The 19,368-nt window shown below is 45.5% G+C and carries 19 protein-coding genes; 12 read left to right on the plus strand and 7 right to left on the minus strand.

All coding sequences use genetic code 11. The features are described from left to right. The first annotated feature begins 15 nt into the window (after positions 1-15). The 4 genes from cpdA to parC all read left to right on the plus strand — a co-directional run bounded on the left by cpdA (position 16) and on the right by parC (position 5,885). Complete coding sequence (gene cpdA / locus KIV41_RS01675; protein WP_038884174.1) at positions 16-822, plus strand: 3',5'-cyclic-AMP phosphodiesterase; 807 nt, start codon at positions 16-18, stop codon at positions 820-822. Between the two features lie 55 nt (positions 823-877). Continuing rightward, complete coding sequence (gene yqiA / locus KIV41_RS01680; RefSeq protein ID WP_045386516.1) at positions 878-1,462, plus strand: esterase YqiA; 585 nt, start codon at positions 878-880, stop codon at positions 1,460-1,462. 250 nt (positions 1,463-1,712) lie between these two features. Further along, on the plus strand, positions 1,713-3,593 hold the full coding sequence (parE, locus tag KIV41_RS01685) for a DNA topoisomerase IV subunit B (protein WP_285335568.1): 1,881 nt from the start codon (positions 1,713-1,715) through the stop codon (positions 3,591-3,593). A 3-nt stretch (positions 3,594-3,596) separates the two neighbouring features. Continuing rightward, positions 3,597-5,885, plus strand: coding sequence for a DNA topoisomerase IV subunit A (gene parC / locus KIV41_RS01690; RefSeq protein ID WP_010445821.1), 2,289 nt, complete (start codon positions 3,597-3,599; stop codon positions 5,883-5,885). Positions 5,886-5,922: 37 nt separating this feature from the next. Here parC and degS read toward each other — a convergent pair whose 3' ends face one another. From degS to zapG, 3 genes are all read right to left on the minus strand, one after another. Further along, positions 5,923-6,987: an outer membrane-stress sensor serine endopeptidase DegS gene (gene degS / locus KIV41_RS01695; RefSeq protein ID WP_010445823.1), complete on the minus strand. Its 1,065-nt coding sequence runs from the start codon at positions 6,985-6,987 to the stop codon at positions 5,923-5,925. A gap of 119 nt (positions 6,988-7,106) precedes the next feature. Then, on the minus strand, positions 7,107-8,474 hold the full coding sequence (locus KIV41_RS01700) for a Do family serine endopeptidase (protein ID WP_045386521.1): 1,368 nt from the start codon (positions 8,472-8,474) through the stop codon (positions 7,107-7,109). A gap of 234 nt (positions 8,475-8,708) precedes the next feature. Further along, positions 8,709-9,152 carry a Z-ring associated protein ZapG gene (gene zapG, locus KIV41_RS01705; protein WP_010445827.1) on the minus strand — a complete coding sequence of 148 codons (444 nt, stop codon included), beginning with the start codon at positions 9,150-9,152 and terminating at the stop codon, positions 8,709-8,711. Positions 9,153-9,348: 196 nt separating this feature from the next. On the opposite strand from zapG, the gene zapE reads away from it, so the two are divergent. From zapE to sspB, 8 genes are all read left to right on the plus strand, one after another. Then, a complete protein-coding gene (gene zapE / locus KIV41_RS01710) occupies positions 9,349-10,452 on the plus strand; it encodes a cell division protein ZapE (protein WP_285335569.1) in 1,104 nt (367 codons plus the stop codon). Positions 10,453-10,705: 253 nt separating this feature from the next. After that, positions 10,706-11,134, plus strand: a complete 429-nt coding sequence (gene rplM / locus KIV41_RS01715) for a 50S ribosomal protein L13 (protein WP_005372872.1) — start codon at positions 10,706-10,708, stop codon at positions 11,132-11,134. Between the two features lie 15 nt (positions 11,135-11,149). Next, entirely contained in the window at positions 11,150-11,542 is a 393-nt protein-coding gene (rpsI, locus tag KIV41_RS01720) for a 30S ribosomal protein S9 (protein WP_005436094.1), read from the plus strand. Between the two features lie 550 nt (positions 11,543-12,092). Further along, entirely contained in the window at positions 12,093-12,683 is a 591-nt protein-coding gene (gene petA / locus KIV41_RS01725) for a ubiquinol-cytochrome c reductase iron-sulfur subunit (protein ID WP_010445834.1), read from the plus strand. Then, the gene (locus tag KIV41_RS01730) at positions 12,683-13,948 is read left to right on the plus strand and encodes a cytochrome bc complex cytochrome b subunit (RefSeq protein WP_010445835.1); all 1,266 of its coding nucleotides are present in this window, start codon (positions 12,683-12,685) and stop codon (positions 13,946-13,948) included. Before petA ends, KIV41_RS01730 begins: the two co-directional genes overlap by 1 nt. After that, positions 13,945-14,682 (plus strand): cytochrome c1, encoded by a 738-nt coding sequence (locus KIV41_RS01735; RefSeq protein ID WP_010445836.1) that lies wholly within the window; start codon positions 13,945-13,947, stop codon positions 14,680-14,682. Before KIV41_RS01730 ends, KIV41_RS01735 begins: the two co-directional genes overlap by 4 nt. A 96-nt stretch (positions 14,683-14,778) precedes the next feature. Then, on the plus strand, positions 14,779-15,414 hold the full coding sequence (gene sspA / locus KIV41_RS01740) for a stringent starvation protein SspA (protein WP_010445837.1): 636 nt from the start codon (positions 14,779-14,781) through the stop codon (positions 15,412-15,414). Positions 15,415-15,433: 19 nt separating this feature from the next. Continuing rightward, positions 15,434-15,919: a ClpXP protease specificity-enhancing factor gene (sspB, locus tag KIV41_RS01745; protein ID WP_045386530.1), complete on the plus strand. Its 486-nt coding sequence runs from the start codon at positions 15,434-15,436 to the stop codon at positions 15,917-15,919. Positions 15,920-15,965: 46 nt separating this feature from the next. Here the strand turns inward: sspB and KIV41_RS01750 are convergent, their stop codons facing one another. The 4 genes from KIV41_RS01750 to KIV41_RS01765 are packed head-to-tail and all read right to left on the minus strand — an operon-like array spanning position 15,966 to position 19,329. After that, positions 15,966-16,547 carry a BON domain-containing protein gene (locus KIV41_RS01750; RefSeq protein ID WP_045386532.1) on the minus strand — a complete coding sequence of 194 codons (582 nt, stop codon included), beginning with the start codon at positions 16,545-16,547 and terminating at the stop codon, positions 15,966-15,968. Between the two features lie 21 nt (positions 16,548-16,568). Further along, on the minus strand, positions 16,569-17,159 hold the full coding sequence (locus tag KIV41_RS01755; RefSeq protein ID WP_010445840.1) for a phosphoheptose isomerase: 591 nt from the start codon (positions 17,157-17,159) through the stop codon (positions 16,569-16,571). A 3-nt stretch (positions 17,160-17,162) separates the two neighbouring features. Further along, entirely contained in the window at positions 17,163-17,531 is a 369-nt protein-coding gene (locus KIV41_RS01760) for a YraN family protein (RefSeq protein WP_038884181.1), read from the minus strand. After that, positions 17,518-19,329, minus strand: a complete 1,812-nt coding sequence (locus tag KIV41_RS01765) for a penicillin-binding protein activator (protein ID WP_045386534.1) — start codon at positions 19,327-19,329, stop codon at positions 17,518-17,520. Before KIV41_RS01765 ends, KIV41_RS01760 begins: the two co-directional genes overlap by 14 nt. Positions 19,330-19,368: the final 39 nt, after the last annotated feature.

The raw sequence follows: 19,368 nt of genomic DNA on the forward strand, positions 1-19,368 counted from the left end.
AATCAGGTTTTCATTTTGCAATTATCTAGTGACAGTATAAAGCTATTACAAATCACGGATACTCATCTGTTTGCTGCAGATGAGGGCAGCTTGCTGAGCGTAAGAACTGCCGACAGCTTCTCTGCCGTGGTGCAAGAGATTCTCCATCGTCAGGTGCAGTTTGACTACATATTAGCAACTGGTGATATTTCGCAAGATCATAGTGCCGAATCTTATCAGCGTTTTGCTGAAGGTATAGCACCGTTGGAAAAAGATTGTTTCTGGCTTCCTGGTAATCATGATTACAAGCCCAACATGGGCAGTGTTCTACCATCTCCTCAAATTCAATCTGTTGAGCATCTTATGCTCGGTGAGCACTGGCAGTTGATTCTTTTGGATTCTCAGGTCGTTGGTGTACCCCATGGGCGATTAAGCGATCAACAGCTGACACTACTTGAGGAAAAGCTCGCAGAAAATCCACAGCGACATACTTTGGTCCTTTTGCACCACCATCCTCTATTGGTTGGCAGTGCCTGGTTAGATCAGCATACATTGAAAGATGCGGAAGCGTTTTGGCAAGTTGTGAATCGTTTTTCGAACGTAAAAGGCATTTTATGCGGCCATGTCCACCAAGATATGAACGTTTTGGATAATGGCATCCGTGTGATGGCTACGCCATCAACTTGCGTGCAGTTCAAACCAGATTCCGATGACTTTGCACTTGATACTGAGTCACCAGGTTGGCGAGAACTTGAGTTGCACAGTAATGGTGACATTACGACCGAGGTCAACCGTTTACCAGATGGCCAATTTCAGCCGGACTTTACCTCAAACGGCTACTAATCATTATCATGCCCGAACCTTATGTTCGGGCTTACTTTTTTAACGTGAGGCGATCATGAGCAAACCTTCTTTGCTGCTTTATATCCATGGCTTTAACAGCTCGCCGCTTTCCATGAAAGCGAATGTAATGAAAGCGTTCTGTGAACAGCAGCGACCGGATATTAAGGTTATCGTGCCTCAGCTACCGTGTTTCCCTCAACTTGCGGCTCAATACTTACTAGATATCGTTGAGCAGCATCAAGACGACTATAACATTGGTCTCGTTGGTAGCTCATTAGGTGGTTACATGTCGACTTGGTTGAATGCAAAATTTGGCTTTCGAGCTGTGGTTGTAAACCCAGCGGTCAAGCCTTATGAATTGCTGGTGGATTACCTTGGTGAGCAAACCAACCCGTATACGCACGAAACCTATACACTTGAAGCTTGTCATATTGACGAGCTAAAAGCACTTGATGTACAAAGCATCGCGTCGCCTGAGTCTTTCTGGTTGTTACAGCAAACGGAAGACGAGGTATTGGACTATCGCCAGGCCGTAGAAAAGTTTGCGCAAGCGAGACAAACGGTAGAAGAAGGTGGTGATCACAGTTTTATCGGCTTTGAGCGTTATCCTGCTCAAATCATTGAGTTCTTAAAACTGTAATACTAACGAGACGATTGGAATAGGCTCATAGTTTTCATTGCTATATCCAACCGTTTCTTGACATAGTTGGCATGCTTTCCGACTATGTTTTGCCAAAAAGAACTTAAGGGTATGAAGCCCTGACTACTTTGTTATGCATAACCTTGCCGATGCTAAGGGTGCAGACGGGGTAGCTTTTTCGTTTTTCGAATATGGTTCGCATCATTGCGAAGCTCGGGAAACAAGTAAACTTTGAGAACAATTCCGTAATATGACTGAACAATATAATGCTGGTGCCATTGAAGTACTGAATGGCTTAGAGCCAGTACGTCGCCGACCAGGGATGTATACGGATACAGCGCGCCCAAACCACTTGGGCCAAGAAGTTATCGATAACAGTGTCGATGAAGCGCTTGCCGGACATGCCTCAAAAGTACAAGTCATCCTACATGCTGACCAATCATTAGAAGTGATCGATGATGGTCGAGGCATGCCTGTTGATATCCACCCAGAAGAAAAGGTATCAGGTGTTGAACTGATCCTATGTAAGCTTCACGCAGGTGGTAAATTCTCTAACAAGAACTACCAATTCTCTGGTGGCCTGCACGGTGTAGGTATCTCTGTAGTAAACGCGTTGTCTAAGCGTGTTGAAGTGACAGTCCGTCGTGATGGTCAAGTGTATGAGATTGCATTTGAGCATGGTGATAAGGTATCTGATCTAACGGTTACGGGCACATGTGGCCGTCGCAACCGTGGTACCAGTGTACACTTCTGGCCAGACGCTAAGTACTTTGATTCTGCAAACTTCTCAGTAACACGTTTGGTGAATAACTTACGTGCGAAAGCGGTACTTTGCCCAGGCCTAGAAATTACGTTTACCGACAAAGTAAACAACAAAGACTACAAATGGCACTACGAAGATGGCCTTAAAGACTATCTAGCGGAAGGTGTAAAAGGCTATACCGTTCTACCTGAAGAACCATTTACAGGTGAGTTCTCAGCAGAAACTGAAGCGGCAAACTGGGCGGTAATCTGGCAGCCAGAGGGCGGCGAGATGATCACGGAAAGTTACGTGAACCTTATCCCTACCGCTCAAGGTGGTACACACGTTAACGGTCTACGCCAAGGTTTGCTTGATGCGATGCGTGAGTTCTGTGAATTCCGCAACTTGTTGCCTCGTGGCGTGAAGCTAACGGGTGATGACGTTTTCGACCGCTGTTCTTACGTTCTGTCAGTTAAGATTCAAGACCCGCAATTTGCCGGTCAAACCAAAGAGCGTTTGTCTTCTCGTCAAACGGCTGCCTTTGTCTCTGGCGTAGTAAAAGATGCATTCAGCCTATGGTTGAACGAAAAGCCGCAGCTGGCTGAACAGTTAGCGGAAGTGTGTATCGCTAACGCACATCGTCGTATGCGCGCGAGCAAAAAGGTTGTGCGTAAGAAGGTTGCATCAGGTCCTGCTCTACCAGGCAAACTGACCGACTGTTCTGTACAAGACCTTAACCGCACCGAAATCTTCTTCGTAGAGGGTGACTCGGCGGGTGGTTCTGCTAAACAAGCACGTGATCGTGAGTTCCAAGCGGTGATGCCACTGCGCGGTAAGATCCTAAACACGTGGGAAGTCTCTGCAGACCAAGTTCTGGCTTCTCAAGAAGTTCATGATATCTCGGTTGCTTTGGGTATCGACCCAGACAGCGACAACCTAGACAGCCTGCGTTACGGTAAGATCTGTATCCTTGCCGATGCGGACTCGGATGGTCTACACATCGCAACGCTATTGTGTGCTCTGTTTACTCGTCACTTCCGTGCTCTTGTTGAAGCTGGTCATATCTACGTAGCGATGCCGCCTCTGTACCGTATCGACTGTGGCAAAGAAGTCTTCTATGCCCTAGACGATGACGAAAAAGATGGTGTACTAGAGCGCTTGTCGAAGAAGAAAGCCAAAATCAACGTGCAACGATTCAAAGGTCTGGGTGAGATGAACCCACTTCAGTTGCGCGAAACAACCATGGATCCAAACACGCGTCGTCTGGTTCAGTTAACTATTGATGACTCGGCGGCGACCATGGAAATGATGGACATGCTGCTTGGTAAGAAACGAGCAGATGATCGTCGTTCTTGGCTACAAAACAACGGCGATATGGCAGAGGTTTAACGGATGTCTACAGAAATTACTTACGATGGCGTTGAACAGTTGCCAATGCGCAAGTTCACCGAAGACGCTTATCTGAACTACTCGATGTACGTAATCATGGACCGCGCATTGCCATACATTGGCGATGGTTTGAAGCCGGTTCAACGACGCATCATTTACGCAATGTCGGAACTTGGTCTTTCGGCATCAGCAAAATACAAAAAATCTGCACGTACCGTTGGTGACGTGTTGGGTAAATACCACCCGCACGGTGACTCTGCATGTTACGAAGCGATGGTATTGATGGCACAGCCATTCTCTTACCGTTACCCATTGGTTGACGGTCAAGGTAACTGGGGTGCGCCAGATGATCCGAAATCATTCGCGGCAATGCGTTATACCGAAGCAAAACTGTCTAAGTTTGCCGAAGTACTGCTGGGCGAATTAGGTCAGGGTACGGTTGAATGGCAACCTAACTTTGATGGCACAATGAAAGAGCCACAAATGTTGCCAGCACGTCTGCCTCATATCCTGCTAAACGGTGTTACTGGTATCGCGGTTGGTATGGCGACAGATATTCCGCCTCACAACGTTCGTGAAGTGGCGGATGCAACCATCCATTTGATCGACAACCCGAAAGCGGAACTGCCAGATGTGATGCAGTTCGTTAAAGGCCCAGACTACCCGACAGAAGCAGAAATCATTTCGCCGCAAGCGGATATCGAGAAGATTTACCGTAACGGTCGCGGCAGCATCAAGATGCGCGCGGTATGGCACAAAGAAGGCTCAGATATCGTTATCACTTCTCTGCCACACCAAGTATCAGGTGCGAAACTGCTTGAGCAAATCGCAAACCAAATGCGCGCTAAGAAGCTGCCAATGGTTGACGACCTTCGCGATGAATCGGATCACGAGAACCCAACGCGTATCGTTGTGGTTCCAAAGTCAAACCGCGTAGATTGCGATCTGTTGATGAACCACCTGTTCGCTTCAACGGATCTTGAGCGCAGCTACCGTGTTAACTTGAACATGATTGGTTTGGATAACCGTCCTCAAGTTAAAGGTCTGGTACAAATTCTGTCTGAGTGGATCGAGTTCCGTCGTACGACTGTACGTCGCCGTCTACAACACCGCCTAGACAAAGTTATGGCTCGTCTACACATCTTGGAAGGTTTGTTGGTTGCTTACCTCAACCTAGATGAAGTGATTGAGATCATTCGTACTGAAGACGATCCAAAAGCTGTGCTGATGGAACGCTTTGGTATTACCGATATCCAAGCGGATGCAATTCTAGATACCAAACTTCGTCACCTAGCCAAACTAGAAGAGATGAAGATCCGTGGTGAGCAAGACGAGCTAGAGAAAGAGCGTGAGAAGCTAGAACAGCTGCTAGGTTCTGAGCGTCGTCTAAACACACTACTGAAGAAAGAAATCAAAGCAGACGCTGAGAAGTACGGCGATGATCGTCGTTCTCCAATGGTTGAACGTGCAGAAGCAAAAGCGCTGACTGAACGCGACCTAGTACCAAGTGAGCCAATCACGGTTGTGCTTTCTGAGAAAGGTTGGATTCGTCACGCGAAAGGTCACGATGTGGATGCAGAAGGCTTGAGCTACAAGTCTGGTGACCAATACTTAGCGCATGCGCGCGGTAAGAGTAATCAGCAAGCGGTGTTCTTTGGCAGTGATGGTCGAAGTTACTCACTTGAGTCGCATTCACTACCGTCAGCACGAAGCCAAGGTGAACCGATTACTGGTCGCTTGAATATCACTGCGGGCAGCAATATTCGCCAAGTGATCATGGGTGAAGAAGAGCAATTATGGCTGGTGGGTTCTGATGCAGGTTACGGCTTTGTATGTAAAGGCTCAGATTTGCTATCGAAGAACCGCAGCGGTAAAGCATTGGTGACTCTACCTGCGAACTCTGAGGTGATGACACCGAAGACAATTGCAGATTTGGATTCAGATGAAATTCTCGCGATTACCAACCAAGGTCGCATGTTGTTGTTCCCAATTAAAGACCTACCGCAATTGGCGAAAGGTAAGGGTAACAAGATCATCAACATTCCAGCGGCGAAGGCGAAAGAGCGTGAAGAGGTGCTTTCTCACTTGATGGCTCTGCCACAAGGCGCGTCTCTAACCTTGTATGCTGGTAAGCGTAAACTAGGCTTGAAACCTGCTGATCTTGAGAACTTCCGTGGTGAACGCGGACGTCGAGGTAGCTTGCTGCCACGAGGTTTGCAGCGCGTTACTCGAATTGAAATCGAAATGGGTGGAAGCTCAGAGGTTTCAGAAGAGTCGAGCGCTAGCGAATAACGCACAAACAAAAATCCCAGCCAATGGCTGGGATTTTTTATGCTTCTTGTTTGTCTTCGGCGATGGTGACTTTTAAGTTCATTTCTTTACCCTTGCGGATAATGCCGACATCAACGGATGTACCAGGGCGCAGGTCAGTGACGATATCCATCACGCTTTGGCGTCCTTGAACCTTAGTGCCGTTAATGCTGATGATGATGTCTTGTTTCTCAAAACCAGCAGCACTTGCCGGACCATCTGGATCGATCCCTAATACGACAATACCGCCGATGTGCTCATTCCCCAGTAAGCGAGCCGTCACAGCATTAATATCTTGTCCATCAATGCCAATATAGCCACGGATCACACGACCATCTGCGATGATCTTCTGCATGATCTTGTTTGCTAGAGGGGCTGGAATTGCAAAGGAGATACCGTAGGTTTCAAGATCGGTCGCTTGCTGGAAAGAAGCGGTATTGATGCCAACCAGTTCTCCCTGAGTGTTGACCAAAGCGCCACCGGAGTTACCCTCGTTGATTGCCGCGTCGGTTTGGATAAAGGCTTGGCGACCATCACTGATCGATGAACGACCTGTTGCTGAAATAATGCCGAAGGTAGTGGTTTGGCCTAAGTTGTAAGGGTTGCCAATTGCTAGGACGACATCACCAACTTGAGGCTGATATTCTGGGTTGAGTGGTATGACTGGGAGGTTGGAACCTTCGACACGCAAGATTGCAATGTCTGTACGTTTGTCTGTTCCAACCAATTGGGCTGCAGCAGCACGGCCATCTTGTAATGCGACTACGATTTGATCGGCTTGAGCGACGACATGGTAGTTAGTAATAATGTAGCCTTTCTCACTGACGATAACGCCAGAACCTAAGCCTTGAGTCGAAAGTTTACTGCGATCGTTTTCCACATACTTGCGGCTGTAGATATTGACCACAGCAGGGGCTGCTTTTCTGACGGCCTGATTAAAAGAGACTTCCAGTGACTTAATATTACTTGGCTGAACGTCAAGAGCCTCTGGGATGATATTGCTACGCAAAGAAGGTACGGCCAATAGAACAACCGCCGCAGTCGCGAGACCTAAAAAAACAGAACGTAACAAAAAGTTCAGCATACCCACTCCATGCTTTGTAGAACAACTCAAATTAGAGACAAGAAGAATAGCATTACATTGAAAAATAACAAAAGGGCAGTATGTAAACATACTGCCCTTTATAGACGCTACTCAAAGGATTAGCGGATAACGAGGTAAATAGTACGATCTCCTCGTTGAATGTTCAGAGCCAATACCCCTTTATGTTTCTCGGTAATTGAGCGCAGTTCAGCTAAATTCTTCACTCTTTGACGGTTTACACCAATAATGATGTCATCTTTTTGCAGCTGGTATTGAGCTGCCGGTGAGTTTTCAACTACGTTAGTAACTTTGACACCTTGAATGCTATCACTTGGTGTGGTGTTACCTAATTCTGCGCCTTTAAGGCCATCGTGTAAGGTCTCAGCCTTGGCTTTGATATTGGTGGACTCTCCCAACGTCACGTCGAAGTCCTTTTTCTTACCATCGCGGATAACGCCAAGTGTTATCTCTTTCCCGGCCCCTAAGGTGGCTACTTTTGCTCGTAACTCAGAGAAGGTATCAATCGACTTTCCGTTGACGGAAACAATCACGTCTCCCGCTTTTAGCCCAGCTTTATCTGCGGCACTGTCTGGCACAACTTGGCTAACAAAAGCACCTTTACTTGACTCATAGCCCAGAGCTTCTGCAAGTTCAGAAGTAACTTCGCCACCTTGAACGCCCAACATACCGCGTTTCACTTCGCCAAACTCTAAAATCTGGTCAGTAAGGTTTTTCATCATATTCGATGGGATAGCAAAGCCAATGCCGACATTGCCACCATTTGGACCAAGAATAGCAGTGTTGATACCGATCAGCTCACCGTTAAGGTTAACCAAAGCACCGCCTGAGTTACCGCTGTTGATGGCCGCATCGGTTTGAATGAAGTTTTCGAAGTTTTCGACATTCAATCCGCTTCGTCCCAAAGCTGATACGATGCCGGAAGTGACGGTTTGACCTAGCCCAAATGGGTTGCCAATCGCAACGCTAAAGTCTCCGACACGGAGCTTGTCTGAGTCTGCAATTTTTATCTGGGTAAGGTTTTTTGCCGTCTCAAGTTTTAGCAATGCAATATCTGACATCTCGTCACCGCCAATGAGTTTTGCATCGTATTCTCGGCCGTCATATAGACGTACTCTTATGTCGTCTGCCCCTTTAATGACATGGTAGTTGGTGACGATCTGTCCTTTTTGGGCATCAATGATGACGCCAGAACCTAAACCTCGGAAAGGGCGTTCTCTGGTTTGCTCTGTTGGAAATTCAGGACCGAAGAAGAACTGAAACTGCTCTGGTATACGACTGGTTTGAACCTGCTTGCCTTCCACGGCAATACTGACGACTGCCGGAGTCACTTTCTCCAACATTGGCGCAAGGCTAGGTAATTGCTCACCATCAACACTCAATGGAAGTGCAGCGGTAGCGGTAATTGGTGTGATGATTGAACTCAAGCTTAAAGATAGAACGGTTAGCGCAAGCAAAGGTTTTTTCATCCAATAACTCCTCTGTTTAACAGGTCTGCCAAAAGAAATATCTTCATCAAATCCATTATGGGGATTGGTGTTGATAGTCAAAAGGGGCCGGCAGGTTGTTATGGAGTTTAGAACATTGATGTTGGAAAAAAGTTCAAACTAGAGAGGAAGGAAATGACAAAAAGTACAATTATTAGGAAAAGAAAAAACCCAAGTATCACAGTTCGTGTGTGATTACTTGGGTTTACATGACGTTTATGAAGCTTTAGCTGCTACTAATTCTGGAGCTTCGATGACTTCCTTTTCTTGATCTTTAAGCAGTCCGGTTGCGCCATTAGCATAGTCTTTAGGCTGTTCATTTGCGTCTTCTTGTTGCTCTTCTGCTACATCAGTCGACATTGCTGTTTTCTTATCAAACGGGTTGTCTTGCTCCGGCAGGTTAGGAAGAAGTTCAGCAGATGTCTTCGCCATATGTTGGTATAGCTTGGTGTAGTCTTTACCTAAGGTATCCAACATTTCTGCAGTCTGTGCAAAGTGATCGACAAGCTCTTGGCGTTGTTGCTCTAATTGGAATTTCGCGGCTTCTAGCTCTTTATGAACTGATTTTTGCTTCTTATATTCTGGGGTGGTTAGTCTGCTTATGACTACGCCTACAATTGTACCGACCAGCAAACCCACAATGGCATAAATCCAAGGCATAACTGCTCCTTATAGTTGTTTTAACAAGTTTTTTACTACTTAGTTACACGCGGTGCATGTCCATGTTACTATGCCTTGCACAGTCGATAAAGAAAAATAGAAGCCCTGTTTATGGAGTGCAAGCACTTCTACAGAATGATACAAACTGACTGTCGCGTGACATTATTTCTCTGTTCCTCTGATACGACATATAGCTATGACACCATTAAAACGATACGAAAAAGATATTGTAGATAATGGCTTTCAGCGTGATGAAGCCCAACATAACGCCGTTGTTGCTTTAGATAAGCTCTACCACGACATTATAGCCTTCCAAGCTGCGCCAGTTCCTCAAGTTTCTAAATGGCAAAAACTATTAGGTAAGAAGCCTGAACTTCCAGAACCTCCCAAAGGATTGTATTTTTGGGGTGGTGTTGGGCGTGGGAAAACATATCTAATGGATACCTTTTATGACTCCCTTCCAACAGAGAAGAAGATGAGAGTTCACTTCCATCGATTTATGTATCGAGTCCATGATGAACTTAAGCGTCTAGGCGAAGTGGAGAATCCGTTATCTAAAGTCGCTGATTTGTTTAAGAAAGAAGCGGATATAGTTTGCTTTGATGAGTTTTTCGTGTCTGACATTACCGATGCAATGATTCTGGCAACTTTGCTACAAGAAATGTTTAAACGCCAAATGGTATTAGTGGCAACATCGAATATCGAGCCTCAGAACCTCTATCGAAATGGCTTACAACGAGCGCGTTTTATGCCAGCAATCGCAATGATTATAGAAAGATGCGAAGTGTTGAATGTAGATAGTGGTGTTGATTATCGCCTGCGTACATTAGAGCAGGCGGAGATTTATCACTACCCACTGGATGAACAAGCGTCCGTTAACCTCAAGCACTACTACCAGCAATTGATTGGCGAAAGAAAAGTTGCAGTAAGCAGCATTGAAATTAACCATCGCGAAGTGGCGGTGATTGAAGCTAGTGATGGCGTGCTACATGCTTCTTTTGAGCAACTATGCCAAACGCCCCGTAGTCAGAATGACTATATTGAATTATCTCGTATCTACCACACGGTATTACTGGCAGACGTAAAGCAGATGGATCGTAAGATAGATGATGCCGCGCGACGCTTTATTGCGTTGGTGGACGAGTTCTACGAGCGTAACGTCAAACTGATTATTTCTGCAGAAGTGGCGATGGAATCCCTTTATACGCAAGGGCAGTTGGAATTTGAGTTTAAACGTTGTCTGTCTCGACTGACCGAAATGCAGAGCCACGAATACCTCGCTAGAGAGCATCTGGCGTAAAAATCAGCAACTCATCTTAAAAAAGCGAAGAAAAAATTCGTGATTTAACGCAAAAAAAGGTGATTTTTTCTTCGCTCTTCTCTATAATCCTGCGACCCACCGTTACTGCAGACCTGATTATCGAAGTTATTTCGACATAGAAGGTCGAGAGAACCAACGACTCGAAGGGGTGATGACTGGGCTCTTAGACAGTGTGGGAGCACTATTGGGTGTTCCTTAAAGTTTAAATTTTAATTAACGGGTTATTATTAGCATGAAAACTTTCGTTGCTAAACCAGAAACTGTAAAACGCGACTGGTACGTTGTAGACGCAGAGGGTAAAACTCTTGGTCGTCTAGCAAGTGAAATTGCATCTCGCCTACGTGGCAAACACAAAGCTGAATACACTCCTCACGTTGACACTGGTGATTACATCATCGTTATCAACGCTGAGAAAGTTGCTGTAACTGGTAACAAAGCTAAGAACAAAGTGTACTACCGTCACTCTGAATTCCCAGGTGGTCTAAAATCTATCACTTTTGAAAAGTTGATCGATCGTAAACCTGAGATGGCTCTTGAGCTTGCAGTTAAAGGCATGCTTCCACGTGGTCCTCTAGGCCGTGCTATGTACCGTAAGCTTAAAGTTTACGCGGGCGCTGAGCACAACCATGTTGCTCAACAACCACAAGTACTAGACATCTAATTGGGGATTTCGAAAATGGCAGAGAATCAATACTACGGCACTGGCCGTCGCAAAAGCTCAGCTGCGCGTGTTTTCATCAAACCAGGCAGCGGCAACATCGTAATCAACAAGCGTAGCCTTGATGAGTACTTCGGTCGTCCAACTTCTCGCATGGTTGTTAAACAACCTCTTGAGCTAGTTGAACTAACTGAGAAGCTAGACCTATACGTTACTGTTAAAGGTGGCGGTATTTCTGGTCAAGCTGGTGCTATCCGTCACGGTATCACTCGCGCTCTTATGGAATACGATGAGTCTCTACGTCCTACTCTACGTGCAGCTGGTTACGTTACTCGTGACGCTCGTTGCGTTGAACGTAAGAAAGTTGGTCTACGTAAAGCACGTCGTCGTCCACAGTTCTCTAAGCGTTAATTTCCTCTTATCGGAAATTATGCTGGTCCAGATTTACTCTGGATACTGTGTACCAAAGCTCGGCTATATGCCGAGCTTTTTGTTTTTCAGAAGTCGGCATTTATTCATTTTCCTCCTTTCGCACTCATTTTTACTCCTTCACTTAATATCCTCGCAACATTTACTCTCTCTAATGATGAGTTTTTACGCCTTACTCGTGCTACAAAGTTTGAGTAACAAAAGTGGCGATAACCTTCACATTCTTGAAATATCTTCCTGTCTAAGCGACGGAAAATAACCGGAATACAAGGCTTTTTCTCGAATATTCAGGCGTTCTTCGTTTCGCTTTCTTGTTACAAATCACATCTATTTTTTATAATTCTGCCGCTTTTGTGACGGCGTGAGCGATTTGCCTCACAATTGTTACAAAAAGGTAGCTTTATCTTGTCAAAAAGTAGGGTTTTCTTTATCATTTCCCTCCAATAAATAGAACTAAATTCATTATTAGTTAGCCATGCTCTTATAAGCGGAATAACAACGATCCAAAGGGAGCAAATGGGAGAATGTTTGGATGAGCAACGCGCCTTTAAATAACGGTCGCAGGCGTTTTCTAACCGCTACAACGGCAGTTGTTGGTGGATTAGGGGCAGCTGCCGTCGCCGTGCCTTTTATCAAATCATGGAATCCGAGTGCCAAAGCGAAAGCTGCGGGTGCACCGGTGGAAGTGGATATCAGCAAAATTGAAGCTGGCCAGATGGTCCGTGTTGAGTGGCAAGGTAAGCCTGTATGGGTTGTACGCCGTACTCAAGAAGTGGTCGATAACCTTAAGAACATCGATGGACAGCTTCGTGACCCACAATCAGAAATGGAACAACAACCAGTTTATGCTCAGAACGCACATCGTTCGATCAAGCCTGAGTATTTCGTGGCGGTTGGCTTCTGTACTCACTTAGGTTGTTCACCTACCTATCTACCGGATACGTTCGCAGAGCAAGTTCAAGGCGTTAAGTCTGGCTTCTTCTGTCCGTGCCACGGTTCTAAATTTGATATGGCTGGTCGAGTGTTCCAGGGTGTACCTGCACCGCTGAACCTTGTGGTTCCTAAGCACATGTATTTGAGTGATACGAAGCTCATTATCGGTGTTGATGAGGGAGACGCATAATGCAAGCACTATTAGACTGGGTTGAAAAACGACTTCCAGCGATGAATGCTTATAAAAAGCATTTGTCGGAATACCCAATGCCGAAGAACTTTAACTTTTGGTACCTTTTCGGTTCTCTGGCAATGTTGGTATTGGTTAACCAAATCCTGACGGGTATTTGGCTGACTATGAACTACGTTCCTTCTGGTGAAGGCGCGTTTGCTTCTATCGAATACATCATGCGTGACGTGGAGTACGGTTGGCTGCTACGTTACATGCACTCAACTGGCGCGTCAGCGTTTTTCGTTGTGGTTTACCTGCACATGTTCCGTGGTTTGATTTACGGTTCATACCAGAAGCCTCGTGAGCTACTTTGGATCTTCGGTATGTTGATCTTCTTAGTTCTAATGGCGGAAGCTTTCATGGGTTACCTATTACCATGGGGTCAGATGTCATACTGGGGTGCTCAGGTTATCATTTCTCTGTTCGGTGCGATTCCAGTTATCGGTGATGATTTGACGCTTTGGATCCGTGGTGACTACATCATCTCTGGTGCAACGCTGAACCGTTTCTTCGCACTTCACGTAATTGCATTACCTATCGTTCTGCTTCTTTTGGTGGTACTGCACGTATTGGCGCTACATGAAGTTGGCTCAAACAACCCTGACGGTATCGAAACTAAGCTACCAAAAGGCTCGATGGGCGACGATTACCAATCGCAATTTAAGTTCCACGATTACTACTCGAAGAAATACGACATCATCGATTCGATTCCTTTCCATCCGTACGGTACGGTTAAGGACTTGGTTGGTGTGGCTGGTTTCTTGTTCTTCTTCTGTTACGTGCTGTTCTTTAACCCTGAGATGGGTGGGTACTTCCTTGAGCCGCCTAACTTTGAAGCTGCAAACCCACTGAAGACACCTGAGCATATCGCTCCTGTATGGTACTTCACTCCGTTTTACGCAATCTTGCGTGCGGTTCCTGACAAGCTATTGGGTGTAATCCTAATGGGTGCGTCAATTGCAGTATTGTTTGTTCTACCTTGGTTGGATCGCTGTAAAGTACGTTCGTACCGTTACCGTAGCAAAATCCACCTATTGAATATTGTTCAGTTCACTATCGCCTTTATTGCTCTTGGTATTTTGGGTGCACTACCGGCAACGCCGCTTTACACGATTCTGTCTCAGATCTTTAGCTTGTGTTACTTCATGTTCTTTGTACTGCTGTTCTTCTACAGCAAAAATGAAGCGACCAAACCATTACCAGAGAGGGTGACATTCAAATGAAGAAGTGGATTGTAATTCTATTTGCTATGTTGCCATCTCTAGCGATGGCAGCGGGTGCCAATGTTCCGCTAGATAAAGCGAACGTGGACCTATCGGATAAAGCTTCGCTGCAAAACGGCGCGAAGCTATTCATGAACTACTGTTTTGCTTGTCACTCAACGCAATACCAGCGTTATGAGCGAGTAGCAACGGACTTGGATATTCCAATTGACCTAATGAAAGAAAACCTGATTTTCGACCCTGAGGCGAAAGTTGGTGATCTAATGGTTAATGCGATGCCTGCGAAGCAAGCAGGGGACTGGTTTGGTGCTCCGCCACCGGATCTAACTCTCGTAGCTCGAGTGCGTGGTGCGGATTGGTTATACACTTACCTACGTGCATTCTATGTTGATCCATCCCGCCCATTCGGCGTGAACAACATGGTATTCCCAAGTGTTGGTATGCCGCATGTTCTTGAAGAGCTTCAAGGTATTCCTACACCAGTTTACGGCACGAAAGTCGTTGACGGTGAGGAAGTACAAGTGGTCGTTGGCACTGAAACGGACGGTACAGGTGAATTAAGCTCTGGTGAGTACGATAAAGCTGTTGGTGATCTAGTTAACTTCCTAGTTTACTCAGGTGACCCAGTTAAACTTGAGCGTCATGCGATGGGTTGGTGGGTTATGGGCTTCCTAGTTCTACTAACAATAGTTGTCGTGATGCTCAAGAAAGAGTATTGGCGTGATGTGCATTAATTGTGCTATCATACCGTGCTAATTCCCAATTTTAATTGATGGATAATGGAGGCTTAGCCTCCATTATTTTTATTTGTAAGTGTACTGGAGGGCTCCATGGCTGTAGCTGCCAATAAACGTTCTGTGATGACTCTTTTCTCAAGTGCATCAGATTTGTATAGCCATCAGGTTCGCATCGTACTAGCTGAAAAAGGCGTAAGTGTTGAAGTAGAGCTTGTTGATGAAGCTAACCTTCCTGCTGAGCTTGTTGAGCTAAACCCATACAAATCAGTGCCAACTCTTGTTGACCGTGAGCTAGCTCTTTACGATTCGAAAATCATCATGGAGTACTTGGACGAGCGTTTCCCTCATCCACCTCTAATGCCTGTTTACCCAGTTGCTCGTGGTAACAGCCGTCTGATGATGTACCGTATTGAACGTAACTGGTACTCACTCGCTGAGAAAGTTATGAAGGGCAACGCAGAGGAATCAGAAAAAGCACGCATTAAACTGCGTAACGATCTTCTGACTCTAGCGCCAATCTTTGCTGAGTATGAATACTTCATGAGTGAAGAATTCAGCCTAATTGACTGCTACCTAGCTCCGTTATTGTGGCGTTTACCACAACTAGGTATTGATCTAATTGGCCCTGGCTCAAAAGAGATTAAAGTTTACATGAACCGCGTATTTGAACGTGATTCATTCCTTGCTTCTCTGACTGAAGCTGAACGTGAAATGCGCCTAGTTCGCTAAGCGATTTAGATAACACGTTATGGATATTGCAAAAATGACTGCTCGCCGTCCGTATATGCTTCGCGCATTTTACGACTGGCTGGTAGACAATGACCTAACGCCACACCTTGTTGTTGATGCAACTCTACCAGGTGTACGTGTACCGGTTGAGTTTATTCAAGATGGTCAAATTATCTTGAATATTGCTCCGCGTGCTGTCGGTCAACTTGAGCTAGGTAATGATGCCATTACCTTTCACGCAAGATTCAGTGGTCGTCCTCATTCAGTTATTGTGCCTGTTTACGCTGTACACGCAATTTATGCGCGTGAAAACGGTGCAGGTACAATGTTTGAACCAGAAGAGGCGTACACTCATATTGAAGGTGAGGAGATGGTAGAAGAAGAGCAGGCACCGGCATTTAGCACGGTAAGTGACTCTTCGGAAGTGCCTCCTACTGATTCAGAACAAACTGAAGATGAAGCTCCTCGTCCGAAAGGCCGACCAAGCTTAAGAGTGATTAAATAAAAAAAGCAGCGTTATCGCTGCTTTTTTATTGGTTGTTAATTGCCAATTATTCGGTTTCTGAGGTCGTTTCACCATACTGAAAACCTTTAATTACCTGCTTTACACCAGAGATATTTCTAGCGATATCAGTGGCTCTATTTGCTTGTTCAGCGGTCACGTATCCGAACAAGAAAACTTCACTGTCTTCAGTGATTACTTTAACTTTCACACCATTGAGCTCACTATCTGTAAGCAGTGCTGATTTAACCTTTGTGGTGATCCAACTGTCGTTACTTATTTCTGTAACGCTCAGCGGTTTTTTCAACTTAATTTGGTTGTGAACATTCTTGACGCCTTCTACGTCTCGAGCTTTAGACTCTAGATCATTCACTAGCGCTTGTGTTGGTGCTTGGCCCATTAATACAACTGTTCCGTTGTAAGAACTAGCCACTACACGAACTTGACCTTTAAACGGGGCTTTATTTCCTAGAGCTGCAATCTCGAACTCGATGTTGTTGTCTTGCCATATCTCTTTAGTTGTACGGGTATCAGTTACTATATTGGCTGTTGTTGCAGCCCCAGCAATAAACAACCCTGCACAACCACTTAGGCTGAACATCGTAAGTAAGATGACAAGACATCGCATCATAGCGTAATACTCTCCGGCTAGTTATTCGTCGTGTGCAGGGAAAAGCACCTGATCGGTTAAATCACACAGGCAATGCAACGTTAACATATGAACTTCATGAATACGTGCAGTTCGGTGAGAAGGAATGCGAATTTCTACGTCGTTTTCGCCAAGCAGACCTGCCATCTCACCGCCATCTTTACCCGTAAGAGCGATGATCGTCATATCACGCGTTACGGCAGCTTCCATTGCTTTGATGATGTTCTTGCTATTACCACTGGTTGAAATCGCTAGTAGGATATCGCCAGGCTGACCAAAAGCACGCACCTGTTTAGAGAAGATCTCTTGGTAGTGGTAGTCGTTGGCGACGGCAGTCAACGTCGTGTTGTCTGCTGTTAGGGCCATTGCTGGTAGGCTAGGGCGTTCAGTCTCGAATCGGTTTAAAAGGCATGAAACAAACTGCTGAGAGTTCGACGCGCTGCCACCGTTGCCACAACATAGAATTTTATTGCCATTGAGCAAGCTCGAGACCATGGCTTGAGCTGCATGAGTAATGGCGTCTGGCAGTGCTTCTGCTGCCGCAATTTGAATTTGAATACTTTCTGTAAAACTGTCTTTAATGCTGTCTAGCATCGTTTATCCTTCAGAGATTGCATTTTGTATCCAGTTGATGTCTCGACCACTGTCGTGAATGGCGACCACATCAAACCGATAATCGATATTGTACGCCGAGCGCTGTTGCTGGCTTAGCCAAATTTGGGCTGTTTTGACTAGTTTACGCATTTTTGCGCGGGTGACCATTTCTGCTGCTGAGCCAAAGCTATCATTCTTACGATATTTGACCTCAACAAAGACGATAGTTTCACCTTGTTGGAAGATTAAATCAATTTCGCCGACTTTAGTCAGATAATTTTGATCTAAAAAGCGCAAACCCTGGCGCTGCAAATACTGCTTCGCCAGGGTTTCGTATTGATTACCAATTTGTCGTTTACTAAAGAGCCCCACGCTCAGCCCAGCTCAACTCGCGTTGTACGACACAGTTGTTATCAATACTTAGGGTGCCTGTTTGGCCCGGTACGGAGTAGCCTGGAACCACCTTCATTTGTGGTAATTCGCCCATCAGTTTGTAAGCATCCATACCTAGAGCCTCTAGACGTTTTTCCATATTTGACTGGTTTGGCCAAAGCTCTGTCATTTCGGCTTTCACTGTTGGGTCTGCATCAATCAGCAATGGAATATCACTGTAAATAATCCCCGTGAGATCCTCGTATACAGTATCACCACTATTGCTACGCGAGTTAGAGAATAGCTGCGGCGGCTTTGCGTCAGGGTTGATTGCAACTTCGATAAATGGCTTGATGAGCGTCAACTCGGAACTGCGTGCAACAATGTATACCGCATCAACATCTCTTCGGCTGCGAGGTTGAGTTTCTAGCGGGGTGCGTAGCAGTGATTGCATTTGAGCGATACGTTGCTGGCTTTCTTGTAGACCAAAAACTCCGTTGATATTTTTTTGCAATTGGCGTTTATCACCGAAGTAGCTAGTTGCCACTTTGTTTGAACTGTACTTAGCCCATTCGTCATTAAAGGCTTCAACAACACGTTGACCAAATGAACCACTTGGCGCGAGAATCATTGGGAACTGATAACCTTGGCTGAATAGGTGTTTCGCTGCTTGTGCAACTTCTTGTTCCGGTGAGAGTGCTAGGTAGCAAATTTCATTACCAGGTTGTACATCTTCTGGGATGTTGAGTGCCAAGGCTGGAATGTGTGGGCCATTTGAGGTGCCATCCAAGCTTGTTTGTAGCAAAGTCACGTTTTCTTTTTGCAATGGTCCTACAACGAAGTCGATACGATCATCGATAAGTCTTTGCTTGATTTCATCAGCGCTGTACGCATGGGTATCAATGACTGTTAGCGTAGCGTTAGGATCACGATACTCATCATTCATCATGGCAAAAATAAAGCCATCTCGAATCAATTGAGCTTGAGGGGCGAACTTACCGGTGAGCGGAAGTAATAAGGCTGTATTGTTTGGCTTAACAATCTCTAACGCCAATATATTTTTGATTTCCGTAGGTGTATAAACGGCTGCTGGGTGCGATGGGTTTTCGCTCAACCAGCGTTCAAGCGTGTTTTTTAATTGAGGTATATTGCCTGCAAGTGTTTTCGCGTAAATTGCTAGCTGAAGCCAGCCATCTAGAACATCTTCACTCGCTTCTGTGCGCAGTGAGGTCAGCTCATATTCTGAATAACTTGCAAAGTTCATCCAGATTCGACTTGAAATAGCGGCTTGCTCAGATGGCGATGAGTACTGACTAAGAGCAACCAGTTGTCGGTTTGCATCAAAGGATTTGTGCAAGCTTTGGAAGGCATCCGCTCGGAGAGAATAATAATCTTTCCATTGCTCCGTTGGTAGTTTCCACCACGGCTGAAAGTTCAACTCTTGCAATAGCTGCTGGTAATTGCCCTGTTTCTGTTTCAACGTCGCACGTGTTAATTGCCACTCAGCTTGTTGTACGTCAGTAAGTTGTTGGCGTGAAAGACGTTTTAGTAGTAACTCAGCTTGATCGAATTCATTTGCCTGGATAGCAGCCTTAGAAGCCATAATAAGCCAGTCATTCTGTAGGCTACCTTCAGTGCTATCTGCTTGAATCATGTAGTTTTGAACTGACTGGGTTGGCTCTAGCGTAATGTCTACGCTGTCTGGTTGCTTTGGACCAGAGGAACAAGCTGCCAACGTAATTGCCAGTGCAACAGGAGTGAGTAAGCGTGGTACACTGAGTCTCTTATGGTTCATCATTGCCGTGAGTTCTCTATAATTTTGTACAAAATTGTCTCT

Origin of the sequence: Vibrio sp. D401a (assembly GCF_030248515.1) — a bacterium.
Lineage (GTDB): Bacteria > Pseudomonadota > Gammaproteobacteria > Enterobacterales > Vibrionaceae > Vibrio > Vibrio rotiferianus.

Bases quoted from the DNA above. Each gene is read 5' to 3' on its own strand.
- KIV41_RS01700 (WP_045386521.1), bottom strand. From the start codon at position 8,474: ATGAAAAAACCTTTGCTTGCGCTAACCGTTCTATCTTTAAGCTTGAGT.
- parE (WP_285335568.1), top strand. From the start codon at position 1,713: ATGACTGAACAATATAATGCTGGTGCCATTGAAGTACTGAATGGCTTA.
- sspB (WP_045386530.1), top strand. From the start codon at position 15,434: ATGGATATTGCAAAAATGACTGCTCGCCGTCCGTATATGCTTCGCGCA.
- parC (WP_010445821.1), top strand. From the start codon at position 3,597: ATGTCTACAGAAATTACTTACGATGGCGTTGAACAGTTGCCAATGCGC.
- yqiA (WP_045386516.1), top strand. From the start codon at position 878: ATGAGCAAACCTTCTTTGCTGCTTTATATCCATGGCTTTAACAGCTCG.
- zapE (WP_285335569.1), top strand. From the start codon at position 9,349: ATGACACCATTAAAACGATACGAAAAAGATATTGTAGATAATGGCTTT.
- KIV41_RS01765 (WP_045386534.1), bottom strand. From the start codon at position 19,329: ATGATGAACCATAAGAGACTCAGTGTACCACGCTTACTCACTCCTGTT.
- petA (WP_010445834.1), top strand. From the start codon at position 12,093: ATGAGCAACGCGCCTTTAAATAACGGTCGCAGGCGTTTTCTAACCGCT.
- rplM (WP_005372872.1), top strand. From the start codon at position 10,706: ATGAAAACTTTCGTTGCTAAACCAGAAACTGTAAAACGCGACTGGTAC.
- KIV41_RS01730 (WP_010445835.1), top strand. From the start codon at position 12,683: ATGCAAGCACTATTAGACTGGGTTGAAAAACGACTTCCAGCGATGAAT.
- rpsI (WP_005436094.1), top strand. From the start codon at position 11,150: ATGGCAGAGAATCAATACTACGGCACTGGCCGTCGCAAAAGCTCAGCT.
- degS (WP_010445823.1), bottom strand. From the start codon at position 6,987: ATGCTGAACTTTTTGTTACGTTCTGTTTTTTTAGGTCTCGCGACTGCG.
- KIV41_RS01735 (WP_010445836.1), top strand. From the start codon at position 13,945: ATGAAGAAGTGGATTGTAATTCTATTTGCTATGTTGCCATCTCTAGCG.
- KIV41_RS01750 (WP_045386532.1), bottom strand. From the start codon at position 16,547: ATGATGCGATGTCTTGTCATCTTACTTACGATGTTCAGCCTAAGTGGT.
- zapG (WP_010445827.1), bottom strand. From the start codon at position 9,152: ATGCCTTGGATTTATGCCATTGTGGGTTTGCTGGTCGGTACAATTGTA.
- KIV41_RS01755 (WP_010445840.1), bottom strand. From the start codon at position 17,159: ATGCTAGACAGCATTAAAGACAGTTTTACAGAAAGTATTCAAATTCAA.
- sspA (WP_010445837.1), top strand. From the start codon at position 14,779: ATGGCTGTAGCTGCCAATAAACGTTCTGTGATGACTCTTTTCTCAAGT.